Source organism: Mesorhizobium sp. 1M-11 (assembly GCF_001303895.1).
Taxonomy (GTDB): domain Bacteria; phylum Pseudomonadota; class Alphaproteobacteria; order Rhizobiales; family Rhizobiaceae; genus Mesorhizobium.
This window is the reverse complement of sequence record NZ_LJSD01000001.1, coordinates 129191-151337: the sequence shown is the minus strand read 5'-3', so window position 1 is coordinate 151337 and position 22147 is coordinate 129191. Positions and strand designations below refer to the sequence as shown.

19 protein-coding genes and 2 tRNA genes are annotated in these 22147 nt (G+C 61.6%); 16 read left to right on the top strand and 5 right to left on the bottom strand.

Annotated elements, in window-relative coordinates; genetic code table 11:
- The first annotated feature begins 4 nt into the window (after positions 1 to 4).
- From nuoL to AO692_RS00630, 11 genes are all read left to right on the top strand, one after another.
- Positions 5 to 1996, top strand: coding sequence for an NADH-quinone oxidoreductase subunit L (nuoL, locus tag AO692_RS00680; protein ID WP_054308099.1), 1992 nt, complete (start codon positions 5 to 7; stop codon positions 1994 to 1996).
- The gene (locus AO692_RS00675) at positions 1996 to 3501 is read left to right on the top strand and encodes an NADH-quinone oxidoreductase subunit M (RefSeq protein ID WP_054308098.1); all 1506 of its coding nucleotides are present in this window, start codon (positions 1996 to 1998) and stop codon (positions 3499 to 3501) included. Before nuoL ends, AO692_RS00675 begins: the two co-directional genes overlap by 1 nt.
- Before the next feature lie 10 nt (positions 3502 to 3511).
- Entirely contained in the window at positions 3512 to 4948 is a 1437-nt protein-coding gene (gene nuoN / locus AO692_RS00670; RefSeq protein ID WP_054308097.1) for an NADH-quinone oxidoreductase subunit NuoN, read from the top strand.
- Positions 4948 to 5772 (top strand): biotin--[acetyl-CoA-carboxylase] ligase, encoded by an 825-nt coding sequence (locus AO692_RS00665; RefSeq protein WP_054308096.1) that lies wholly within the window; start codon positions 4948 to 4950, stop codon positions 5770 to 5772. The genes nuoN and AO692_RS00665 overlap by 1 nt, the downstream gene beginning before the upstream one ends.
- A 144-nt stretch (positions 5773 to 5916) precedes the next feature.
- Complete coding sequence (locus AO692_RS00660; RefSeq protein WP_054308095.1) at positions 5917 to 7587, top strand: ribonuclease J; 1671 nt, start codon at positions 5917 to 5919, stop codon at positions 7585 to 7587.
- A 194-nt stretch (positions 7588 to 7781) separates the two neighbouring features.
- Positions 7782 to 8186: a methylmalonyl-CoA epimerase gene (gene mce, locus AO692_RS00655; protein WP_054308094.1), complete on the top strand. Its 405-nt coding sequence runs from the start codon at positions 7782 to 7784 to the stop codon at positions 8184 to 8186.
- On the top strand, positions 8183 to 8476 hold the full coding sequence (locus AO692_RS00650) for a DUF1467 family protein (protein WP_054308093.1): 294 nt from the start codon (positions 8183 to 8185) through the stop codon (positions 8474 to 8476). Before mce ends, AO692_RS00650 begins: the two co-directional genes overlap by 4 nt.
- A 721-nt stretch (positions 8477 to 9197) precedes the next feature.
- Entirely contained in the window at positions 9198 to 10526 is a 1329-nt protein-coding gene (gene proS / locus AO692_RS00645; RefSeq protein ID WP_054308092.1) for a proline--tRNA ligase, read from the top strand.
- Positions 10523 to 11809, top strand: a complete 1287-nt coding sequence (locus tag AO692_RS00640; RefSeq protein WP_054308091.1) for a lipoprotein-releasing ABC transporter permease subunit — start codon at positions 10523 to 10525, stop codon at positions 11807 to 11809. The genes proS and AO692_RS00640 overlap by 4 nt, the downstream gene beginning before the upstream one ends.
- Positions 11806 to 12489: an ABC transporter ATP-binding protein gene (locus AO692_RS00635; protein WP_200911688.1), complete on the top strand. Its 684-nt coding sequence runs from the start codon at positions 11806 to 11808 to the stop codon at positions 12487 to 12489. Before AO692_RS00640 ends, AO692_RS00635 begins: the two co-directional genes overlap by 4 nt.
- A gap of 82 nt (positions 12490 to 12571) precedes the next feature.
- A complete protein-coding gene (locus tag AO692_RS00630) occupies positions 12572 to 13858 on the top strand; it encodes a lipoprotein-releasing ABC transporter permease subunit (protein ID WP_054308089.1) in 1287 nt (428 codons plus the stop codon).
- Between the two features lie 720 nt (positions 13859 to 14578).
- Here AO692_RS00630 and lipB read toward each other — a convergent pair.
- Together lipB and AO692_RS00620 are read right to left on the bottom strand one after the other, a co-directional pair.
- Positions 14579 to 15322 (bottom strand): lipoyl(octanoyl) transferase LipB, encoded by a 744-nt coding sequence (lipB, locus tag AO692_RS00625; RefSeq protein ID WP_054308433.1) that lies wholly within the window; start codon positions 15320 to 15322, stop codon positions 14579 to 14581.
- A gap of 180 nt (positions 15323 to 15502) precedes the next feature.
- Positions 15503 to 15587 (bottom strand) — tRNA-Leu (locus tag AO692_RS00620).
- A gap of 237 nt (positions 15588 to 15824) precedes the next feature.
- On the opposite strand from AO692_RS00620, the gene mgtE reads away from it, so the two are divergent.
- From mgtE to AO692_RS00605, 3 genes are all read left to right on the top strand, one after another.
- Positions 15825 to 17228 (top strand): magnesium transporter, encoded by a 1404-nt coding sequence (gene mgtE, locus AO692_RS00615; protein WP_054308088.1) that lies wholly within the window; start codon positions 15825 to 15827, stop codon positions 17226 to 17228.
- Positions 17229 to 17532: 304 nt separating this feature from the next.
- Positions 17533 to 17919: a MerR family DNA-binding transcriptional regulator gene (locus AO692_RS00610; protein ID WP_054308087.1), complete on the top strand. Its 387-nt coding sequence runs from the start codon at positions 17533 to 17535 to the stop codon at positions 17917 to 17919.
- Positions 17920 to 18048: 129 nt separating this feature from the next.
- Positions 18049 to 19146: a helix-turn-helix transcriptional regulator gene (locus AO692_RS00605; protein ID WP_054308086.1), complete on the top strand. Its 1098-nt coding sequence runs from the start codon at positions 18049 to 18051 to the stop codon at positions 19144 to 19146.
- 76 nt (positions 19147 to 19222) lie between these two features.
- Here the strand turns inward: AO692_RS00605 and AO692_RS00600 are convergent.
- Together AO692_RS00600 and AO692_RS32605 are read right to left on the bottom strand one after the other, a co-directional pair.
- Positions 19223 to 19297: transfer RNA gene (locus tag AO692_RS00600), tRNA-Glu, on the bottom strand.
- Between the two features lie 12 nt (positions 19298 to 19309).
- Positions 19310 to 19606 (bottom strand): hypothetical protein, encoded by a 297-nt coding sequence (locus tag AO692_RS32605; protein WP_152979662.1) that lies wholly within the window; start codon positions 19604 to 19606, stop codon positions 19310 to 19312.
- On the opposite strand from AO692_RS32605, the gene AO692_RS00595 reads away from it, so the two are divergent.
- Together AO692_RS00595 and AO692_RS00590 are read left to right on the top strand one after the other, a co-directional pair.
- Positions 19605 to 20330 (top strand): GNAT family N-acetyltransferase, encoded by a 726-nt coding sequence (locus AO692_RS00595; protein ID WP_054308085.1) that lies wholly within the window; start codon positions 19605 to 19607, stop codon positions 20328 to 20330. The two genes, AO692_RS32605 and AO692_RS00595, sit on opposite strands and share 2 nt — an antisense overlap.
- Positions 20331 to 20376: 46 nt before the next feature.
- On the top strand, positions 20377 to 20787 hold the full coding sequence (locus AO692_RS00590) for a hypothetical protein (RefSeq protein WP_054308084.1): 411 nt from the start codon (positions 20377 to 20379) through the stop codon (positions 20785 to 20787).
- Positions 20788 to 20808: 21 nt separating this feature from the next.
- Here the strand turns inward: AO692_RS00590 and AO692_RS00585 are convergent, their stop codons facing one another.
- Positions 20809 to 22110 carry a YcbK family protein gene (locus AO692_RS00585; protein ID WP_054308083.1) on the bottom strand — a complete coding sequence of 434 codons (1302 nt, stop codon included), beginning with the start codon at positions 22108 to 22110 and terminating at the stop codon, positions 20809 to 20811.
- Positions 22111 to 22147: the final 37 nt, after the last annotated feature.

Sequence of the window (22147 nt, the reverse complement as noted above, 5' to 3'; positions counted from 1 at the left end):
TATCATGTATCAGGCAATCGTCTTTCTTCCTCTCATCGGCTTCCTGATCGTCGGGCTGTTCGGCAATTCGCTGGGCGCCAAGGCATCGGAATACATCACCTCGGGTTTCCTGGTGATCGCTGCGGCACTGTCCTGGGTGGCCTTCTTCACGGTCGCGCTGGGTTCCGGCGAAGCCTTCACCGTGCCAGTATTGCGCTGGATCCAGTCGGGTGCGGTCGACGCCGCATGGGCGTTGCGTATCGACACGCTGACCGTCGTCATGCTGGTGGTGGTCAACACCGTCTCGGCCTTGGTGCATATCTACTCGATCGGCTACATGCACCACGATCCGAACCGGCCACGCTTCTTTGCGTATCTGTCTCTGTTCACCTTCGCCATGCTGATGCTGGTGACGTCGGACAACCTGATCCAGATGTTCTTCGGCTGGGAAGGTGTCGGCCTGGCGTCCTATCTGCTGATCGGTTTCTGGTACAAGAAACCTTCCGCCAACGCTGCCGCCATCAAGGCGTTCGTCGTCAACCGCGTGGGCGACTTCGGTTTCGCGCTGGGCATCTTCGGCGTCTACATGCTGTTCGGCTCGGTCAACCTGTCGACGATCTTCGCCAATGCCGCTTCGTTCGCGCCGGCCGGCCATGATGCTGCCGCCGCCGCGACCGCGCATGGCGAGACGGTACTGACCTTCCTGGGCTATGCGCTGGACAAGGGTGCGGCTCTCACCGTCGTCTGTCTGCTGCTGTTCATGGGTGCCATGGGCAAGTCGGCGCAGGTGCCGCTGCACACCTGGCTGCCGGACGCCATGGAAGGCCCGACACCGGTTTCGGCGCTGATCCATGCCGCGACCATGGTCACCGCAGGCGTGTTCATGCTGGCCCGCCTGTCGCCGCTGTTCGAACTGTCCCATACGGCGCTCACGGTAGTGACCTTCATCGGCGCCATCACCGCCTTCTTCGCCGCCACGGTCGGCCTGGTGCAGAACGACATCAAGCGCGTGATCGCCTACTCGACCTGTTCGCAGCTCGGCTACATGTTCGTGGCGCTCGGCGTCGGCGCCTATGGCGCGGCGATCTTCCACCTGTTCACGCACGCCTTCTTCAAGGCGCTTCTGTTCCTGGGCTCCGGCTCGGTCATCCACGCGATGTCGGACGAGCAGGACATGCGCAACATGGGTGGCATCCGCAAGCTGATCCCCACCACCTACTGGATGATGGTGATCGGCACGCTGGCGCTGACGGGCGTCGGTATCCCGGCGACCGTCATCGGCACGGCCGGCTTCTTCTCGAAGGATGCCATCATCGAAAGCGCCTTCGTTGGCCACAATGCGGTTGCGATCTTCGCCTTCACGCTGCTGGTCATCGCCGCCTGCTTCACCTCGTTCTATTCCTGGCGCCTCATCTTCATGACCTTCCACGGCAAGCCGCGGGCCAGCCACGACGTGATGCACCATGTGCATGAATCGCCGCCGGTGATGCTGGTACCGCTGTTCATCCTGGCGGCCGGCGCGATTGCCGCTGGCTTCCTGTTCCACGACTATTTCATCGGCGAGGCCTATGCCGAATTCTGGAAAGGTTCGCTGTTCACGCTGCCGGACAATCACATCCTGCACGACATGCACGGCGTGCCGATGTGGGTGAAACTGTCGCCGTTCGTCGCCATGGTGGTTGGCTTCCTGGTTTCGTGGAAGTTCTACATCTCCTCGCCGCAGATGCCGGTGACGCTGGCCCAGCGCCATCGCGGCCTCTACGCCTTCCTGCTCAACAAGTGGTACTTCGACGAACTGTACGACTTCCTGTTCGTGCGGCCGGCCAAGCGCCTCGGCTACTTCCTGTGGAAGAAGGGCGATGGCGCGGTCATCGACGGCCTGGGGCCTGATGGCGTCTCGGCCCGGGTGGTCGATGTCACCAACCGCGTGGTCAAGCTGCAGACCGGCTATCTCTATCACTATGCCTTCGCCATGCTGATCGGCGTGGCGGCACTCGTCACCTGGATGATGCTCTGATGACCGACTGGCCAATTCTCTCCACGGTCACATTCCTGCCGCTCGTCGGCGCGCTGCTGATCCTGTTCATTCGCGACGACAGCGATGCGGGACGCCGTAACGTGCGCGCGATCGCGCTGTGGACGACCATCATCACTTTCCTGGTGTCGCTGCCGATCTGGATCTACTTCGACAATTCCAGCGCCGGTTTCCAGTTCGTGGAGAAGACCTCCTGGCTGGACAGCGGCATCTCCTACCACATGGGCGTCGACGGTATCTCGATGCTGTTCGTCATCCTGACGACCTTCCTGATGCCGCTCTGCATCCTGGCATCGTGGAGCTCGGTGGAGAAGCGCGTCAAGGAATACATGATCGCGTTCCTGATCCTGGAAACGCTGATGATCGGCGTGTTCTGCGCGCTCGACATCGTGCTGTTCTACGTCTTCTTCGAGGCCGGCCTGATCCCGATGTTCATCATCATCGGCGTGTGGGGCGGCAAGCGGCGCGTCTACGCCTCGTTCAAGTTCTTCCTCTATACGCTGCTCGGTTCCGTGCTGATGCTGCTGGCCATCATGGCGATGTTCTGGCAGGCCGGCACCACCGATATTCCGACGCTGCTGACGCACAATTTCCCGGCGAACATGCAGACATGGCTATGGCTGGCCTTCTTTGCGTCCTTCGCGGTGAAGATGCCGATGTGGCCGGTGCACACCTGGTTGCCGGACGCGCACGTCGAGGCGCCGACGGCCGGTTCGGTCATTCTGGCCGGCATCCTTCTGAAGATGGGCGGTTACGGTTTCCTGCGCTTCTCGCTGCCGATGTTCCCGCTGGCGTCCGAATTCTTCGCGCCGATGGTGTTCACGCTTTCGGTGGTGGCCATCATCTACACCTCGCTGGTGGCGCTGATGCAGGAGGACATCAAGAAGCTGATCGCTTATTCGTCGGTCGCCCATATGGGCTTCGTCACCATGGGCATCTTCACGATCAACCAAGAAGGCGTGCAGGGCGCGATCTTCCAGATGCTCAGCCACGGCCTGGTGTCGGGTGCGCTGTTCCTCTGTGTCGGCGTCATCTACGACCGCCTGCACACCCGCGAGATCGCGGCCTATGGCGGCCTCGTCAACAACATGCCGAAATACGCTACTGTGTTCCTGATCTTCACCATGGCCAATGTCGGCCTGCCGGGCACCAGCGGCTTCGTCGGCGAGTTCCTGACCATGCTCGGCGCCTTCAAGGTCAACACCTGGGTGGCGTTCTTCGCCGCCACCGGCGTCATCCTGTCGGCGGCCTATGCGCTGTGGCTCTATCGCCGCGTCATCTTCGGGGCGCTGACCAAGGACAGCCTGAAGGGGATGCTGGACCTGTCGCCACGCGAGAAGGTGGTGATCTACCCGCTGGTGGTTCTGGTCATCTTCTTCGGCGTCTATCCGGCGCCGGTGTTCGACGCCACGGCAGCCTCCGTAAAGTCCCTCGTCACCAACGTCACCGCATCCATCGGCTCCGCGCAGACCGCGGCGGCGCACTGAGTAGAGCATCATGACCACGGATCTTATCTCCAGCCTTTCGCTCACGACGCCGGAGCTGATCATCGCCATCGGCGCGCTGGTCCTGCTGATGGTTGGCGCCTATTCGCGCGAAGCTTCGAGCGGGGCAATCACCGGGCTTGCGGTTGCGATCCTGATCGTCGCCGGCGGCTGGATGCTGTTCGTCTCAGGCGAGGGCAATGCCTTTGGCGGTGCCTTCGTGCAGGATGCCTTCGCCCGATTCATGAAGCTTCTGTCGCTGATCGGTTCAGCGGTCACGCTGATCATGTCGGTGCGGTTCGCCAAGGCCGAACGTTTCGACAAGTTCGAATATCCGGTGCTCATCCTGCTTTGCACGCTCGGCATGATGCTGATGATCTCGGCGCACGGCATGATCGCGCTCTATCTCGGCCTCGAGCTGCAGTCGCTGGCGATCTATGTGCTGGCTGCCATCAATCGCGACAATGTCCGCTCCACGGAAGCCGGGCTGAAATACTTCGTGCTCGGCGCGCTGTCGTCAGGCATGCTTCTTTACGGCATCAGCCTGGTCTACGGCTACACCGGCAATGTCTCTTTCGAAGCGATCGCTTCGGCATTGGGACAGGGCGAGCGCCAGCTCGGCCTCGTGTTCGGCCTGGTCTTCGTGCTGGCCGGTCTTGCCTTCAAGATCTCCGCGGTGCCGTTCCACATGTGGACGCCCGACGTCTATGAAGGCGCTCCGACCCCGATCACGGCCTTCCTGGCCGCTGCGCCGAAGATGGCGGCGATGGCGCTCATCGTGCGTGTGACGATGGGGGCCTTCGAGCCGATCGCCAAGGATTGGCAGCAGATCATCGTCTTCATCTCGATCGCGTCGATGGCGCTTGGTGCCTTCGCTGCCATCGGCCAGACCAACATCAAGCGCCTGATGGCCTATTCCTCGATCGGTCACATGGGATACGCGCTGGTCGGCCTCGCCGCCAATTCCGAGGCCGGCGTGCGCGGCGTCGTCATCTACATGCTGATCTACCTGGTGATGACGCTCGGCACCTTCGCCTTCATCCTCGCCATGCGCCGCAACAACGAGAATGTCGAAAAGATCAGCGATCTGGCCGGGCTCTCCTCCACTAATCCGGTGATGGCCACCATCCTCACCATCCTGATGTTCTCGCTGGCCGGCATTCCGCCGCTCGCAGGCTTCTGGGGGAAGTGGTACGTGTTCCTCGCGGCCATCAATGCCAACCTCTATGCGCTGGCGATCATCGGCGTTCTGGCTTCGGTGGTGGGCGCGTTCTATTACCTGCGCATCATCAAGCTCATGTGGTTCGATGAGTCTGTCGGCGGCTTCCAGCCCATGGCCGGCGAGCTGCGCCTGGTGCTTGGCATTTCCGGTGCCTTCGTGTTGTTCTACGTATTGATCGGCGGCCCTATCAGCACCTACGCACAAGCTGCTGCGAAGACGTTCTTTTGATGGGCTTCACGCTGGCGCCGACTGCCGCTTCTCAAGGCTTTCGTCTCGAAGCGCATGACAGTGTCGGCTCTACCAACGCGCTGGCGCTGGAGCATGCCCGCGCCGGCGATCCCGGCAAGCTCTGGGTCGTATCCAAGAAGCAGGAGAGCGGACGCGGGCGACGCGGGCGCGTCTGGGCGACGCCGGAAGGCAATCTCGCAGCCACACTGCTCGTGGTCACGGAAGGCGACCTGCGCATGGCCGCAACGCTCGGCTTCGTTGCAGGGCTGGCCTTGGCCGATGCGCTTGACGCGGTGGTTCCTAGGGGGCGTATCGCGGTCGCGCTTGACGGAGCTGCCGCGGGCCGCAACCGTTTCGAGTTGAAATGGCCGAACGACGTGCTGGCTTCGGGCGCCAAGCTTTCCGGCATCCTGCTGGAATCGACACTGCTCGACGGCAATCGGTTTGCCGTGGCCGTGGGCATCGGCGTCAATGTCGTGGCGCATCCGCAGGACCTGCCTTATCCTGCGACGTCGCTGAAGGCGCTTGGCGCAACCTGCGACGCCGAGACGCTGTTCCTGGCACTGTCTGACGCCTGGAGTGAAAACGCGCGGTTGTGGGCCGACGGGCGGGGGCTGAATGCCATCCGCCAGCGTTGGCTTGAGCGGGCGGCAGGGCTTGGCGGCGAGGTTGCGGTCAGGATCGATGGCGATGTCGTGCGTGGCATCTTCGAGACCATTGACGAAGACTGTCGTTTTGTGATCCGCGAAAGCGGAGGACGCCTAATAACGGTTGCCGCCGGCGACGTGCATTTCGGCGCGGTGGCTTCGGCCGGAGCGCAATAGAGCGGACTGCCTTGATCGGCAATTCGCTCTATCTATTTGTTTTACCGCATGATCCTTTTCCGAAAAGTCTGCAACTTTTCGGGGGCATGCTCTAGGTTTCCACGGCGCCATTCGCGCCCATCGTGGAATAAAAGGAGAGACTGGATGGCGAAAGCGGATAACGCCGAACTCGTGTTCGTGCCGCTGGGCGGCGTCGGCGAAATCGGCATGAACTTCGCCCTCTATGGCTATGGTCCAGCGAACAACCGCGAATGGATCGTGATCGATGTCGGCGTGACTTTTCCGGATCCCGCTCATCCGGGCGTCGACCTGATCCTTCCCGACACGCGTTTCATTGAAGACAAGCTCGCCAACCTGCGTGGCATCGTCATCACCCATGCGCATGAGGATCACTATGGCGCGCTGCATGACATCTGGCCGAAGCTGAAGGCGCCGGTCTGGATGACGCCGTTCGGTGCCGGTCTTCTCGAAGCCAAGCGTCAGGGCGAGGCGAATGCACCGAAGATTCCGGTGACGATCTACCGTGCCGGCGAGAAATTCACTGTGGGTCCGTTCGAGATCGAGGCGATCCCGGTTGCGCATTCCATCCCCGAGCCGATGTCGCTGGCGATCACGACGCCGGTCGGCACGGTGATCCATACAGGTGATTGGAAGATCGATCCGGCGCCGTCGATCGGTCCGAAGACCGACGAAGCGCGTTTCCGCGCCTACGGCGACAAGGGTGTGCTGGCGCTGGTGTGCGATTCCACCAATGCGCTTAGGGAAGGGGATTCGCCTTCCGAGCAGGAGGTGGGCGAAAGCCTGAAAAAGCTGATCGAGGACGCGAAAGGCCGTGTCGCCATCTCGACCTTCTCGTCCAATGTCGGACGTGTGGTGGCGATTGCGCGGGCCGCGCGTGATGCTGGCCGCCAGGTGCTGGTACTCGGCCGGTCGCTGAAGCGCGTCATCGATGTGTCCGGTGAACTCGGTTACATGGACGGGCTGCCGGAGTTCATCGCGGAGGAGGATTACGGCTTTATCCCGCGCGAGAACCTCGTCATCATCTGCACCGGCAGCCAGGGCGAGCCGCTGGCGGCTCTCGCCAAGCTGGCGCGCGACGAGATGAAATCGGTCGCACTGACAGCCGGTGACACCGTGATCTTCTCGTCCCGCACCATTCCCGGCAACGAGAAAGCGATCCTGGAGATCAAGAACCGCTTGATCGATCTCGGCATGAAGATCATCGAGGACGGTGATGCGCTGGTGCATGTATCGGGCCATCCGCGCCGCAGTGAATTGAAGCGCATGTATGAATGGGTGCGGCCTGAGATCGGCGTGCCGGTGCATGGCGAGGCCGCGCACCTGGTGGCGCAGGGATCGCTGATGTCGATGTCGGGCATCCGCCAGGTCGCGCAGGTGCGCGACGGCGATATGCTGAGACTTTACCCAGGCGCTGCCGAAGTCGTCGACCAGGTGCCGTATGGCCGCGTCTACAAGGACGGCAAGCTGGTCGGCACCGACGAGGCGATGGGCATCCGCGAGCGGCGCAAGCTGTCTTTTGCCGGCCATGTCGCGGTCAATGTCGTGCTGGACGACAAGTATGAACTCGCCGGCGACCCCGACCTCGTCGCCATTGGCGTGGCCGAGGCCGACGCCGCGGGCGAGCTTCTGGAAGACATCATGCTCGACGCGGCCGTTGGTGCGGTAGACTCCATTCCCCGCCAGCGCCGGAAAGACCTCGATCTGGTCCAGGAATCCGTTCGCCGCGCCGTACGCGCCGCCGCCAACGAGACCTGGGGCAAGAAGCCGCTGGTGACGGTGTTTGTGACGAGGTGAAAAGGGAGTAGGCAATAGGCAATAGGCAATAGGCAATAGGCAATAGGCAATAGGCAATAGGCAATAGGCAATAGGCAATCGATCCTGAGGGTTGCTTGCTGAGCCGGGAAATTGCATTCACTGCCGACTGCCGACTGCCGACTGCCGACTGCCGACTGCCGACTGCCGACTGCCGACTGCCGACTGGAGTTTTCATGCTCGGACGATTGAACCATGTCGCGATTGCCGTACCGGATCTGGCCGCAGCCAGCGCCGTCTATCGCGATACGCTGGGTGCGAGGGTAACCATGCCGCAGGCACTGCCGGAGCACGGCGTGACCGTGGTGTTCATCGATCTCGGCAACACCAAAGTCGAGTTGCTGGAGCCGCTGGGCGAGAATTCGCCGATCGCTGCCTTCCTGGAAAAGAGTCCGTCCGGCGGCATGCACCATGTCTGCTACGAAGTGGACGATATTCTCGCCGCCCGCGATCGGCTGAAGGCGGGTGGCGCGCGCGTGCTGGGCGACGGCAACCCGAAGATCGGCGCGCATGGCAAGCCGGTGCTGTTCCTGCACCCGAAGGACTTTGCCGGCACGCTGGTGGAGCTTGAGCAGGCATGACCGGAGGAACCATCACCCCCTGGGACTGGATCTCCATGCTCGCGGTCTACTTCGTGGTCTGGTGGATCACACTGTTCGCGATCCTGCCGTTCAGCTTCCGCAGGCAAGACGAACAGAGCGAGGTGTTGCTGGGCACCAATGCCAGCGCGCCGAAAAAGCCGCGCTTCCTCTACATCATCATCTGGACCTCGATCTGGGCCTTCATCGTGCTCGGCGTCTACTATGGCGTCACCCAAGGGCTTGGCTGGACCGTGGATGACATTCCGCAGATCCTTCCGAAATTCGACTGAAGCCGCGTCACTGTCTTCAGGTGCCGTGAGGGTTTTCTTCTTGTTGCAGTGCAATATGGAATCTCCGCCAATAATTTTTTGACGGTCGTCGCGGTCGCGTGGGCAGAGACCCAGGCAGTCGGAATGACAATGTTGTGACGGTTGCGTGACGTCGTTGCCGTCGGGAGAGCTGCCCGGCATACGAACGGCAATGTCGTCTAAATCGATGAAAAAAGCTGAGAAAAATTGGAAGGAAAACTCGGGTTTTTCCGCCGGCAAAATTGAATTCAGTTCGTGAGCCGGCTTTATCGTTCACTTCAATAGAGAACAGCAATTCACTGATTGCTCAAAAAAAATGCAAGGCACGAAGCCTTGCAATTTAAACGCGTCCGATCTGCTTTCCGTTTCCGGCGGCTGCGAGTTACCGCGCCTAGATCGCATCCTCCCAAGACTTTGACCGCGCAGGAGAATAGGTCTTTACCCCATCCTCTCGGTTATGTTGTCACAGTAGAACAGCGCGCATGAAAATGTCACGTTAAATTTTACGACTAAACGTACTTTCCTGTGCTGCATTGCACAATAAAACGGCTTGGCTTGCTTAAGGAAAGAACAGCCTTTACCAGCGCGCACTTGCCGTGGACGCGCGGGTTTCCATTCCGCCATGAAATGGCTATGAAGCCCTTGCACTGAAGCCCGCTATGCGCCGATTCCGGCGCGGCCTTCCTCACTTACGGACCCGCCCATGCGTTTGTCGCGCTATTTCCTGCCCATCCTGAAAGAGAACCCCCGCGAGGCCGAGATCGTCTCGCATCGCCTGATGCTGCGTGCCGGCATGATCCGCCAGCAGGGGCAGGGCTCCTTCACGATGCTCCCACTGGGCAAGCGTGTGCTCGACAAGGTCTGCGCGATCATCCGGGAGGAACAGAACCGCGCCGGCGCTCTGGAAATCCTGATGCCGACCATCCAGTCGGCGGAGCTGTGGCGCGAAAGCGGCCGCTACGACGCCTACGGCAAGGAGATGCTGCGCATCAAGGACCGGCAGGACCGCGAATTGCTCTACGGCCCGACCAACGAGGAGATGGTGACAGAGGTCTTCCGCTCCTACGTCAAGTCCTACAAGGACCTGCCTCTCAACCTCTACCACATCCAGTGGAAGTTCCGCGACGAGGTGCGCCCGCGCTTTGGGGTCATGCGTGGTCGCGAATTCCTGATGAAGGACGCCTATACGTTCGACCTCAACTACGAGGGTGCCAAGGCGGCCTACTACCGTATGTTCGTGTCGTATCTGCGCACCTTCACCCGCATGGGCCTGAAAGCGATCCCCATGCGTGCCGACACCGGCCCGATCGGTGGCGACCTTTCCCACGAATTCATCATTCTGGCCGAGACTGGCGAAAGCCAGGTGTTCTGCCACAAGGATTTCCTGTCGCTGCCGGTACCGGGCGAAAACGTCAACTACGACGACGACGGCGAGATCGCCGGCATCGTTCAAGAATGGACGACGCCCTACGCCGCGACCGACGAGATGCATGATGAAGCCGCCTGGGACAAGATCTCCGATGGCGAGCGTCTCTCCGCGCGCGGCATCGAGGTCGGCCATATCTTCCATTTCGGCGATAAGTACTCCAAGCCGATGGGTGCCAAGGTACAGGGGCCCGACGGCAAGGAGCACAATGTTTCGATGGGTTCCTATGGCATCGGCCCGACCCGTCTGATCGCCGCCATCATCGAAGCGAGCCATGACGAAGCCGGCATCATCTGGCCGGAGAGCGTCGCGCCTTTCGACATAGCCCTCATCAACATGAAGGCGGGTGATGCCGATTGCGATCGCACCTGCGACGAACTCTATGCGACGCTGACTGCCGCCGGCAAGGACGTGCTTTACGACGATACCGACCAGCGCCCCGGCGGCAAGTTCGCCACCGCCGATCTGATCGGCCTGCCCTGGCAGGTCATCGTCGGGCCGCGTGGGGTCGCCGCCGGCGAGGTCGAGATCAAGAACCGCAGGAGCGGCGAGCGCGAAACGGTATCACTCGGCGCCGCTCTCAAGCGCCTGGGTGCCGCCGCATGAGCCAGACGGCGGCAGCCAAGCCGGCGGGCGCCGGGCCTTTCTCGGGTTTCGAGCGCATGGTGGCCTGGCGCTATCTGCGCTCGCGCCGCAAGGAAACGGTGATCTCGGTCATTGCCTCGATTTCCTTCCTCGGCATCATGCTGGGCGTTGCGACGCTGATCGTCGTGATGGCGGTGATGAACGGTTTCAGGGCCGAGCTTCTGTCGCGCATCCTTGGCATCAACGGCCATCTCATCGTCACGCCGGTGGACATGCCGCTGGAAGACTATGCCGAGCTTGCCACGCGCATCAACGGCGTGCCAGGCGTCAAATACGCCATTCCATTGGTCGAGGGGCAGGTGCTGGCGCAAGGTAATGTCGGCTCCGGTGGTGGTGCGCTGGTGCGTGGCATCCGCGGCGAGGATCTCGGCAAGATCACGCTGGTCGCGAACAACATCAAGCAGGGTTCGATCGTCGGTTTCGATACGGCCGGCGGCGTTGCCATCGGCCGCCGCATGGCTGAAAATCTCGGCCTCGTGCTTGGCGACACCATTACGCTGATCTCACCGGACGGCGATGTCAGCCCGCTCGGCACCACGCCGCGCTTGAAAGGCTATCCTGTGACGGCGATCTTCGAGGTCGGCATGTCGGAGTACGACACCTCGATCGTCTACATGCCTTTTTCCGAAGCGCAGATGTATTTCAATTCGGAAGGCAAGGCGCAGAGTCTCGAAGTCTATCTCGACAATCCCGACAATGTCGAAGCAATCAAGCCCAAGGTGGAGGAGGCGGCGCAGCGCCAAATCTACCTGACCGACTGGCGCCAGCGCAACCAAACCTTCTTCTCGGCGCTACAGGTCGAGCGCAATGTCATGTTCATGATCCTGACGCTGATCGTGCTTGTGGCGGCGCTCAACATCATTTCCGGTCTTGTCATGCTGGTGAAGGACAAGGGGCACGACATCGCCATCCTGCGCACCATGGGGGCGACGCGTGGTGCCGTGCTCCGCATCTTCCTGATGACCGGTGCCGCGATCGGCGTGGTCGGCACCATTGCGGGCGTGCTGCTCGGCGTTCTCATCTGCCTCAACGTCGAACGTATCCGCGAGTTCTTCTCGTGGTTGTCGGGCACGGTGCTGTTCAACCCCGAGCTCTATTTCCTCAGCCAGCTGCCGGCCAAGATGGACGCCAGCGAAACCTTCTCGGTCATCATCATGGCGCTCGTGCTGTCCTTCATCGCGACGCTGTTTCCGGCCTGGCGGGCGGCTCGGCTCGATCCGGTCGAAGCGCTGAGGTACGAGTGATGACTGAGCTGGTGCTGGAGCTGAAGAGTGTCGAGCGGCACTATGTTCAAGGACCGCGTAAGCTCACCATCCTGAATGGCGCCGACTTTTCGCTACGGCGTGGCGAGATGGTGGCGATGGTTGCGCCGTCGGGTACTGGCAAGTCGACGCTTCTCCACACCGCGGGCTTGCTGGAAAAGCCTGACGGTGGCGATGTCATCCTGTCCGGCAGGGCCTGTGGGCGACTGTCGGACGAGGAGCGCACCGCGATCCGCCGCAATGACATCGGCTTCGTCTATCAGTTCCATCATTTGCTGCCGGAATTCTCGGCGCTCGAAAACATCATGATGCCGCAACTGATCCGCGGTCTGCCGAAGCCCGAGGCCGCTAAGCGCGCGGCGCAGTTGCTGGACTACATGCAGATCGGCAAACGCGCCCAGCATCGGCCGGCGGAACTGTCTGGAGGCGAGCAGCAGCGCGTGGCGATCGCGCGCGCTGTGGCCAATGCCCCGCTGGTGCTTTTGGCGGATGAGCCGACCGGCAATCTCGACCCGGTGACGGCGTCCTATGTCTTCGATGCGCTGGAGGCCCTGGTGAGGCAGTCAGGCCTGGCCGCGCTGATCGCCACGCACAACCATGAGCTCGCCGCTCGCATGGACCGCCGTGTGACGCTGGCCGAAGGCAAGGTCGTGCCGCTGTAAAGAAGGGACACCGCGTTTCCATGGGCTCCTATGGTTTCGGCCCGACCCGCCTGATCGTCGTCCAGCGCCTGGGCGTTGCCGGATGAGCCAGACGGCGGCAGCCAAGCCGGCGGGCGCCGGGCCTTTCTCGGGTTTCGAACGCATGGTGGCCTGGCGCTATCTGCGCTCCCGCCGCAAGGAGACGGTGATCTCGGTCATCGCCTCGATCTCTTTCGTCGGCATCATGTTGGGCGTGGCGACGCTCATCGTCGTGATGGCGGTGATGAACGGGTTCCGAGCGGAACTGCTGTCGCGTATCCTCGGCACCAACGGCCATCTCATCGTATCGCCGGTAGACCTGCCGTTCGAAGACTATGCCGAGCTTGCCAAGCGCATCAACGGCGTAAGCGGCGTCAAATATGCCGTCCCGCTGGTCGAGGGCCAGGTGCTGGCGAAGGGCAATGTCGGGTCAGGCGGCGGAGCACTCGTGCGCGGTATCCGTGGCGAGGATCTCGACAAGGTCACGCTGGTGGCCAACAACATCAAGCAGGGCTCGATCGTCGGTTTCGACACCGCCGGCGGTGTCGCCATCGGCCGCCGCATGGCCGAGAATCTCGGCTTGGCATTGGGTGACATCATCACGCTGATCTCGCCCGACGGCGATATCAGCCCGCTCGGCACCACGCCACGTGTGAAAGGCTATCCGGTGACGGCGATCTTCGAGGTCGGCATGTCACAATATGATGCCTCGATCGTCTACATGCCGTTCTCCGAAGCGCAGATGTACTTCAACTCGGAAGGCAAGGCGCAGAGTCTCGAGGTCTATCTCGACAGTCCCGATGATGTCGAAGCGATCAAACCCAAGGTGGAGGAGGCGGCGCAGCGGCAGGTCTACCTGACCGACTGGCGCCAGCGTAACCAGACCTTCTTCTCGGCGCTGCAGGTCCAGCGCAACGTCATGTTCATGATCGTGACGATGATCGTGCTGGTGGCGGCGCTCAACATCATCTCTGGCCTGATCATGCTGGTGCAGGACAAGGGGCAGGATATCGCCATCCTGCGCACCATGGGCGCGACGCGTGGCGCTGTCCTGCGCATCTTCCTGATGACCGGTGCCGCGATCGGCGTTGCCGGTACCGCTGCCGGCGTGCTGCTCGGCGTTCTCATCTGCCTCAACGTCGAGCGCATACGCGAGTTCTTCTCGTGGCTGTCGGGTACGGTGCTGTTCAATCCAGAGCTCTATTTCCTCAGTGAGCTGCCGGCCAAGATGGAGGCGGGCGAGACGCTCTCCGTCGTTGCCATGGCGCTAGTGCTTTCATTCTTGGCAACGCTGCTTCCAGCCTGGCGGGCGGCGCGGCTCGATCCCGTCGAGGCGCTGAGGTATGAATGATGGCCGAGGTGGTGAGCTGAAAAGTCGAGCGGCACTGGTCGAAGGCAGCATCGTGTCACCAGGGGAGCGGCCTATCTATCCTCATCAGCGAGCGTCTGAAGTGAGCTGACGCCAGTTCGACGTCTCTCGCTTTGTTGCCGGGTATCGACCTGTGATCCTCCTGATCAGGCCAGGGCAGGGCATGCCCTGTGAATTCCCGGCATAACCCGGCACCCCTCCGCTCTCATCAACCTTTCCTTAACCCTGGCTTCAGGCGCCACCCGGAATCGTCCGATGGTGCTGCTTTGTTCCGTTGACTTTAGAACAAAATTAGAACAAATTGCGTACATATTAACAACAGGAGCCAGCCATGACCGATCTGATCCAGGACGTCGCCTCTCTTGTCTGCATGAGCGCTTTCCTCGTCTCGATGGCGATGTGGATCGGCGCGATGTGATGAAATCGCCGCGGCAGAGGCCGTGGCTAATGGACAAGGCCGACGGTGTGGTCGGCCGTGAAGACAGACCATAGTCCGGCCCGATACGGGCACCAGGACGAACCTTTCAGAAAAAGCATCGATGAAGCCTCGGCGCGACGTGTCGCTCGTACACTTGCGATGATTGCAACGCGCCGCTTCTTCTCATGCATTTGCATGCCGCAATCTCCAGGTCACCGGAGAGCCGGCGGCTTACGAGGTCGTAGCGGTTGGGCTTACGTGGCGTGATTTTAGCGCTGCCGGCCTCAGCCGGCTTTGCGCTGCAACTCCGCCCTGAGTGCCTCGGCAGGGCCGAATACGCTTTCGAAGCCAGCCTTCAAGGCAATGTCGAGATCTGCCATCGTCACCGGCAGGCCGAGATCGACCAGTGAGGTGACGCCGTGGTCGGTGACGCCGCAGGGCACGATGCCGCCGAAATGCGACAGGTTCGGCTCGACATTGATGGCGATGCCATGGAACGAGACCCATTTGCGCAGACGGATGCCGATCGCCGCGATCTTGTCTTCCGCAGGGGTGCCATCGAGCGATGTTGGCCGGTCGGGCCGCACCACCCAGACGCCGACGCGATCCTCGCGTCGCTCGCCCTTCACGTTGAAGGCGGCAAGCGTTGCGATGATCCATTGCTCAAGCGCAGCCACGAAGGCGCGGACGTCCTCGCGCCGACGCTTGAGATCCAGCATCACATAGGCAACCCGCTGGCCGGGGCCGTGATAGGTGTATTCGCCGCCGCGGCCGGCCTTGAACACGGGAAAGCGGTCCGGGTCGATCAGATCGCCCGACTGCGCACTTGTGCCGGCGGTGTAGAGCGGCGGATGTTCGACCAGCCAGACCATTTCGCCCGCGGTGCCTGTTCGAATCGCCTCGGCTCGTGCCTCCATGACAGCCAGTGCATGCGCATAGTCGGTAAGACCCGGTTCAATGCACCACTCCACCGGCGCGGAGCCGGCAAAGGGCAGGAACGTCGTGGCTATCTGGCTGCGTTCGGTCATGGCGCTCACGGAAAGGCTTGTCATCATATGGCTCCAATCGGAGCCGACGTCCAGTTCCGGCGATTATCCCAGGGACACTCTGCTGAAGCCCATAAACGAGTGAATGTGTCCCAGGCATGATCCTGACGTGGGATACATTCGGCTGAAAGCCGCAGAAATGCTGGGTTCTCGGAGTGAGAATGGTGCGGTCGAGAAGACTCGAACTTCCACGGGTTGCCCCACAGCGACCTCAACGCTGCGCGTCTACCAATTCCGCCACGACCGCACGTGGTAGGGCCGGAGTGCACCGGCTCGCGGCGTGTAGCAAATCGTTTCCGGCGAAACAAGGCCATCGCCAGCAATATTCGCACCTTCCGGCAAAGAGTTTTCGCGGGGCGGACTTGGCTGGTTGCGGAACCCTGGATTGGCATACTTTTCCGGCCTGTATACGGCTTCAATCCGGCAACGTCTTGTTCTACACCGGGCACGGACCCTTTCCCTTCAAACCGGTCGCGGGGAAAACATGCAAGGTGAGGAGCGTAACGAGGCCGACCCGATCCACGCCGACATTTATGGCGAGGACGGCGTCATCCGTGCGCCCTTCGTTGCCCACATCGGTGCTGCCATCGCCGATCGCGACATCCTCGCCCTCAAGCGGGAAGTGGGTGACCTGCATCAGTCAGAAGTGGGCGACCTGCTGGAAGCCCTGCTGCCCGATCAGCGCCGGGCACTGGTTGAACTTCTGGGTTCCGATTTCGACTTCTCGGCCCTGACCGAGGTCGACGAGGCGATCCGCCTCGATATCGTCGACAACCTGCCCAACGCGCAGATCGCACAGGCGGTGCAGGAGCTCGATTCGGACGATGCCGTCTACATCCTGGAGGACCTCGACCAGGAGGACCAGGACGAGATCCTGTCGCAGCTCCCGTTCACCGAGCGCATCAGGCTGCGCCGCGCGCTCGACTATCCGGAAGAAAGCGCCGGCCGGCGCATGCAGACCGAATTCGTCGCCGTGCCGCCGTTCTGGACGGTCGGGCAGACCATCGACTACATGCGCGAAGACAAGGATCTGCCGGACCGTTTTTCCGAAATCTTCGTCATCGACGCGACCTTCAAACTGCTCGGCGCCGTCGGGCTCGACCAGGTGCTGCGCGCCAAGCGCGCGGTGAAGGTCGAAGAGATCATGCATGAGACCCGCCACGCCATTCCGGCGACGATGGATCAGGAAGAGGCGGCGCGGGAATTCGAGCAATACGACCTTCTGTCCGCCGCCGTCGTCGACGAGAATGAACGGCTGGTCGGCGTGCTCACCATCGACGATGTGGTCGACGTCATCCAGCAGGAGGCGGAGGAAGACCTTTTGCGCATGGGCGGTGTCGGCGACGAGGAGCTGTCCGATACGGTGGCCGCCACATCGCGCTCGCGCGTGCCATGGCTGCTGGTCAATCTCTGCACGGCTTTCCTCTCCGCCTCGGTGATCAGCATGTTCGGTGCCACCATCGAGGAAATGGTGGCGCTGGCCGCGCTCATGCCGATCGTTGCCTCACTCGGCGGCAATGCCGGTACGCAGACCATGACGGTGACTGTGCGGGCGCTCGCGACCCGTGATCTCGACATCTACAATGCCGGCCGCGTCATTCGCCGCGAAGTGCTGGTTGGGCTGCTCAACGGCGCTATCATCGCGACCCTGCTCGGACTGGTCGCCGGCACATGGTTCCAGAATGTGGATCTAGGCCTCGTCATTGCGGCCGCGATGATCGTCAATATGCTGGCGGCGTCGCTTGGCGGCATCCTGATCCCGCTTTTCCTCGACAAGTTCGGCGCCGATCCTGCGATCTCATCGTCGATCTTCACCACCATGATCACCGACGTCATCGGCTTCCTGGCCTTCCTGAGCTTTGCCAGTTGGTGGTTGCATCTGGGCTGAGGGGCCGCAGAGCGGACCAGTCGCCAATTGCCTTGGCTCATCGAGCTTCGAGCGGTGAAAACTCATTGCGCCGAAAAGCTGGGAGTTCAGGCGAGGGCGACTGGTGCAGATTTGAACGATTCTGGCGCCATAGGCAGTTGGATTGCGGAAACGATTGAGGATTTTTGCCTGCAATTGACTTTTACGTAAATGCCGTGCGAAGCTTCCGAGGAACCCGCATGCTGTTCGATTCTCGCATCATCCATGTGCGAGGTGGCACGACGGACAACGGCATATTTTAAAGCCATCTGCGCCCGGAGCGACAATGCGGGAATACTACACGATCACCGAATTGACGCGCGAATTCGATATCTCGACGCGCACGCTGCGTTTTTATGAGGACGAGGGGCTGGTCGCTCCGGTGCGGCGTGGGCGTACGCGCCTGTTCCGCCCCTCCGACCGCCACCTCATCCGCCAGATCCTGCGTGGCAAGCGGCTGGGCTTCGCTATCGCCGAGATCCGCGAGATCATCCAGATGTACAAGGAGCCGCCCGGCGAGGTCGGGCAGCTCAAGCTCATGATCAAGCGCATCGAGGAGAAACGGGATTCTCTGCGCCAGAAGCGTCGCGACCTCGAAGAGACGCTGGCTGAACTCGACCAGGCTGAGGAATCCTGTGTGGAACGGCTGGTCGAACTGGGTGTCAGCACCTGAGCCTGAGGACGCTGCCGCATCTCATCCTTTGGTAGCCGTCGGGTCGCCGCCGTGCTTTTCCGTTGTACTCCCATCACCGTCTCTGCAATGATCTGAGCACTATGCGAGCTGGGGGGCTCGACGGTGAACATGGATCTCAAAGGGCTCGACCTTGCCCTCGACAAGGTAGTGGAAGCGGCGTTCAGTCCATCGCTGTGGCAGGACATCGTCGAAAGCGTCGCGCAAGCGACTGGCTCATTTGGCGTCAATATCATCCCTGTGGCCAAACGTTCGCCTCAACTGATCATTGCCACCGAGAGCCTTGGCGGCGCGCTTGAGGATTATTTCAACGATGGCTGGCATGAGAACGACTGGCGTTTGCGCGGCGTGCCGCACCTTTTGAAGCAGGGCACCGCCTGCGAGCCGCAATACACGTCGCGCGACGAATTCGAACACCATCCCTACTACCGCTTCCACGCCAAGCACGGCATCGGACGCTCGTGCATGGTCGCCTTTTCGACGCCGGAGGACATGCTGGTCATGACGTTGCACCGCAAGCTGGTCGATGATTTCTTCAGCGAGGAAGAGGTCTCGGTCCTGCGCGCGATGCGCGATCGTCTCACGATGGCGTCGACGCTGATGCGCAACGCCATGCAGCATCGTGTCGCCGGCATGATGGAAGCGTTCGAGCTGGCGGATGTGGCGGCGATCTTCTTCAATCGCTTCGGCAAGGTGACGCGTGCAAACGACGCAGCAGCCCGGTTGCTTGGAAGCGAGCTCCAGGTCAGCAACGGGGAACTGCGCTCTCGCCGCTCCGAAGAGACGACGCGCATCAGGGAGCGCGTGCGTTCCGTTCTCAGCGAATCGTGGCTTCGCCCCGCCGGCGCGGATGGTCCGCTCCTCATCGCGCGCGAGGGCAGGCGCCCGCTGGCCATGCGCATCCAGAGGCTGGGTGGCAGCCTGCCTGACTTTTTCTCGCCGTCCGTCGGCGTTTGCCTGCTGGAGAATCCGGAGCGGCGCAACGCGGCCGAGCCGCAGCTTCTGCGCCAGGCCTTCGGATTGACGCGGACGGAAGCCGAGATCTCCGTACTGCTTTGTCAGGGTATGCGGTTGAGGCAGATTGCCGAGCGGAAGTCAATTTCTTACGAAACGGCGCGTGCGCATCTGCGCTCGATCTTTGCCAAGACAGGTGCCAGCCGTCAGGCGGATCTCATCGTGTTGACGGGAAATCTCGGAAGCGTCGGCTAACTGCACTGAAGCCATGAGACTCTTCCACGCTGCATTGTGGAACAGCAGGGTCCGACAACTCCGGTGTGTGGAAAACTGGTACGCCCAAGGGGAATCGAACCCCTGTTACCGCCGTGAAAGGGCGGTGTCCTGACCGCTAGACGATGGGCGCAGCCAAGGCGGCTTATAGTGGCGTTGCGCGCGGCGGGCAACCCGTCAAAATCGGGTTTTCTGCATTTTTTTCCAACCCTTGCGAAGAAGACCCGATAGCGTTGGATTCCTTGGGGTTCGGTACCTGGCCTGAAAGGATAGCCACAGCACCTGGTGCAGCAAAGGTCCGGACGCTGGCATGGTTGATGCCGCATTGTTGCCGACTTGTCCGACGCAACAGCTTTTCGCGATCTTTTGAAGGGATCGTGGACCCATCGTCGCCTGCATAAGCGAAGGTGATCGCCGAAACTGCTTGCTGAGTATAAGTCATGTCATTGTTTTCACAAGAGATTGTCGATTTTTGGAAGAAACCATTTGCGGATGGCGAAGTGCTTTATGAAGACCAAACCCTTCTGCTCACTGTCAATCCGGCCCTCGGGGAGGATGAACGGGTGACCGTGCTGGAAACGGTCCATGGCAAGGTCCTGGTTGCGCTGACGCCTGAAATGGCCGCCAGGGCGAACCTGAGCCGTCAACAGGAACTCTCTGAGGTGATTTTCCGCGGGAAGCTGGATGAAGCGGGAATCAGGCTGCACGGGGCCGACTATCTTTTCTACTTTCGCGAATCGGAGCGGGCTGCGCTTGCGCAAGAAAGCATCGATGCCGCTCGGCAATTGTCGCAACGGGACGAAGCCGTCTTTGCCGCTTTCCAGGCGGCCGCCACCGAGCAGGACCTCGATGACGCCTATGTGGAGCTTAACCACTGGGCGGTTTTTGGGGCGTTCGAAGAGGAGTGTCTGGTCAGCGCCGCCAGTGCCTATCCCTGGAGCGGATCGAAGCTTGCGGACATCGGTGTGCTGACACTTGTGCCGTTCCGGGGCAGGGGACATGCGCGCAAAGCGGTACGTGCGTTGAGCCGCTATGCCTTCGGCCAGGGTTATGAGCCGCAGTATCGTTGCCAGACCGACAATCTTGCCTCCACGGCGCTCGCCAAGGCCTGCGGCCTGACGCTTTTCGGCAAATCGCAGTACGTTTCTCCCGACAGCACGGTCTGAACGACACGCTATGGACGTGTTATTCTCGCCGACCGGGGAGAAAGACATGGCGTTCGCGATCAAGGCTGAGATTGCCGATCCGCAAGCGGAGCATTTTGCGTTCACTGCGCAGAAGACGATGTATGGCGGCAAGAACATCGCCGCGGGCGATACGATCTTCCTGTTCGCAAGCGAGAACGAAGGCGGGCATGGCCTCGTCGCGCGTGGCATCGTGCTATCCGCGGAAGCGGTGGCGAAGCAAGCGGACATTGAACGGCAGACGCCGCGTGTCAGCATATCGGTCAGGCGCACAGCGCTTGCCAGGCGGCCACTTGGCCGCAGCGAACTCAAGCATCTGACCGATTGGCAGGATGGCAGGCCCGGAACCGAGCTCAATTTCAAGTTCTACCGGCAGGCGACAAACAAGATCGTCGGCATTACCGACGGCGCGGCGGCGTTCCTGAAAGGTTTTTTCTAGACGGTGCGGGTATTTGGTGGCCTAACCGCGGCGGCGGCAGCGCCAGTTCCAGTCGCGCTCGGGGCCGACGTCAACATGCACGGATTCGGTGTGGCAATAGGTGCCGACACCACCGCGCCCGGGCAGTGAACGGACATAAGTGGCCAAATCCCACTTGCTGACGCCCGGAATCTGGATGTCGGCGGCGGCGCAATACATATGGAGCGAGTTCTTGGCGCCGCGCGCACGCACATTGCGGGCCTGGTCGCGATAGCCGGAGGTTACGATCATCTTCTTGCGGTAATGCCCTTCGATCTGCTTCAGGACACGCACCAGCGACGGTTTCAGGCAAGCAACATCCACGCTTTCGGTCTGTTTCAGCAGGCCGTTGGGCGCGAGGCGCGCCAGGCCGGCGGCTGAAGCCACCTGATAGGAGCCACCCTCGTCGTCCTCATTGAGGTCGACATCGCTGTCATCGTAGGTGCCGGAACGGCGGGTGATCTCGAACAGCGCGGTCTTGCGCACGCCGGGCAGACTGTTGAATGCAGATGAACTGTCCGCGGAAGCCAGCGTCGCCTGCTTTTGGCCGACCTCGGCGGAAGCCAGCGTGATGATCGGCTTGGCGGGCTTGTCTTCGGGGATGATCGCTTGTTTGGTTCCGGCTTGTTCCGCGGGCACGATCGGTTTTGGTTTCTCCGCGACCGGCGCTGCCTTGGCTGGTGACGAGCCGAACAACGAGGCCAAGAAGCCCTTCTTTTCCGGCTTGGCAGGCGCCGCCGGCATTTCGCCAGCCGTCACATAAACCGGATGGTTCATTTCCGGGGTTGCAGCGCTGGCTGTCTGCGGTGCCACCGCGGCTGGCTCGGCAGCTCGCTGGCTGGTTGCAACGCCTTGTTGCGGCAGGACGGCGGTAGTGCCAGCCGCGACCTGTTGGGCCGCAGCGGCCGTTTGCTGGGCGGTTTGTTCAGGCGCGACCAGCTGTTGCGGCGTGTTGCCGACAAGAGCCTGTGCATCGATCGGAGCGGTCAGCGGAAAAGTAGCGGTACCTGGTTTGGCGGACGGAAGATAGGCAATCTGTTCGGGCAGGGCGGTGTCGCCCTCTGCGGTCATCAGCGTCTGCGGGGTCGCCGCGGCGGCTTGGGCCGGATCCGTGGTGTTCGGAGTTCCCGGTGTTGTCGCGGCTGGATTTGTTCCGGCGTCGGAGGCTGCATAGTTCGGATTGGCGACGCCGAGGTCTGGCGCACCCGTCGAGGTGCAGGAAGCCAGCAGCAACGCACACAACGCCGCCACGACGGCGCGGCGTTCTCCTTTCGCGAAGCGCGAGCTGCTTGCCCTCAAATCCAAATTCCCCCTCGCTAGCCGATCCGAACCGTCATCTCAG